This window comes from Streptomyces sp. NPDC006510, from assembly GCF_040611955.1.
Lineage (GTDB): Bacteria > Actinomycetota > Actinomycetes > Streptomycetales > Streptomycetaceae > Streptomyces.
Window position 1 is genome coordinate 1 of the sequence record NZ_JBEXPH010000437.1, and the last position, 1,718, is coordinate 1,718.

General features: G+C 74.0%; 2 protein-coding genes. Both read left to right on the forward strand.

Going from position 1 to position 1,718, the window contains the following annotated elements; all coding sequences use genetic code 11:
* Nucleotides 1-923: zinc ribbon domain-containing protein (locus ABZY11_RS44265; RefSeq protein WP_356484586.1), on the forward strand; the 923-nt coding region annotated here is incomplete at its 5' end.
* A partial coding sequence (locus ABZY11_RS44270; protein WP_356484587.1) for a hypothetical protein occupies nt 920-1,718 on the forward strand: 799 nt, incomplete at its 3' end. The genes ABZY11_RS44265 and ABZY11_RS44270, both read left to right, overlap by 4 nt.

Genomic DNA, 1,718 nt, shown 5'->3' on the forward strand with positions numbered 1-1,718 from the left:
GGGGCGAGGAGGAACACGCCGCCCGCCCGGACAGCGCCCTGAGTGCCGAACTCGCCCTCTGCGAAGGGGAGTACACCGCCGATGTCATCGCACCGGGAGCGGGCTGGGACCCGGCCCCGCTGCTCGCCGTCGCGGAACGGCTGCACGGCGCCGCCGTGTCCTCGCCCGACGCCTTCGCCCCCGCCGTCACCGCGGCCCTGGGCAGGCTGCGCCGGGTCCGCAGCCCCGAGCTCCCCATCGAGGTGACCGTGCGACCGGCGGTGCGGGAAGTGACGCTGACCGAGACCGCGCCGCACCAGCAGCGGCTGGAGCCGGACCGGGTCCGGGACGATCCACGCCGGCTGGAGTTCCGCACCCACCAGTGGGAACCGGAAGCCCGCGACTACCTCCTCACCCTCCGGGCCGACGCGAGCAACGACCCGCTGGGCGTACCCCTCCAGCTCGCCGCGGTCGCCGTCGGCGGCGCCACCGAGGCGGTCGTGGTCCGCTGGCTGCCGTCCGGAACCGCCGCCGCCACCGCGCGCATCTCCGGCGTGGTCGGCCGCAACATCCACACCATGAACGTCTCCACCCAGATGCGGACCGCCCTCAACCACGGGTACGCCGCGCTCGACCTGGAGAGCCGCGAGCGGGCCGAGGCGCAGCTCGGGCTCGCCGTCCGGCTGGCCACCGAGATCGCCGCCGACTGGGTCCTGGACGAGGTCCGCAAGGTCGCCCGCATCGTGGACGGCCCGCAGGGACGCGTCCGGATCGGGCCGACCGTCGACCCGGGCGCGGTCCGCCAGGGGCTGCTGAGCATCGCCTCCGCGCACCCCGTGGAACTGTCCGGGTTCCCGGCCGGGCCGGAGACCCGCTGCCCGCACTGCGACCATCCGGCCGGACCCGCGGCCCTGTTCTGCATCGACTGCGGGAGGCGGCTGTGAGGCTCCGACGAGGACCGGACCGGAGCGCCTACCGCTCGCGGACCCGGCGGCTGCTGGAGTGGCATCTGGCCGCGATGCTGGTGGCCGCCCTGGTCTCGATGAGCGCCCTGCTCGTCTCGTACCGCGAGGTCCAGATCTCGGCGGGCGAGATGCGCACCCGAGGCGCACCCGCCGTGCAGGGCGTGGCCGCCACCCAGCTCGCCCTGCTGCGCGCCCACAAGGAGGCCCAGGCATCCGTCAGCAGCGGCATCGCCGATGTGGTCGGCGCCGGTGCGCGGTACGAGAACCAGCTCGCCGCCGCGGACCAGGGCCTGTCCCGGCTCTCCGACGTACAGATCGACGGGGAGCGCGGGCGCGGGGTGCTCGAAACCGTGAACGGGGTGCTCACCTCGTACAGCAGCTCCATCACCCCCGGCGCGGTGAAGTACGTGTCGGACGACCTGATGCGGAAGGAGAAGTTCGCCGAGGCCGAGACGCTCCTCACCCGCGAGGGCACCGGTGTGGTGCCGCGCCTGGACGTCCTCCAGGGGCACCAGATGGCCCGGATCGACACGCTCAGCTCGCTGAGTCCCGTGCAGTGGTCCGGCTGGGCGGTCGCCGAACTCGGCCTGCTGGCCGTGTTGTTGATCACCCTCTCCGCGCTGTGGGTGCTGCGCACCCGCTGCGGCCACAGCCTCGACCTCTGTCTGCTGGTCTCGCTGCTGGCCGTCGTCTTCCTGGCGACGGGCCCGCTGATCGCGACGAGCGTCACCCAGGACCGGCTGGGCGCGGCCCGCGACGGGCTGGTCCTGATCG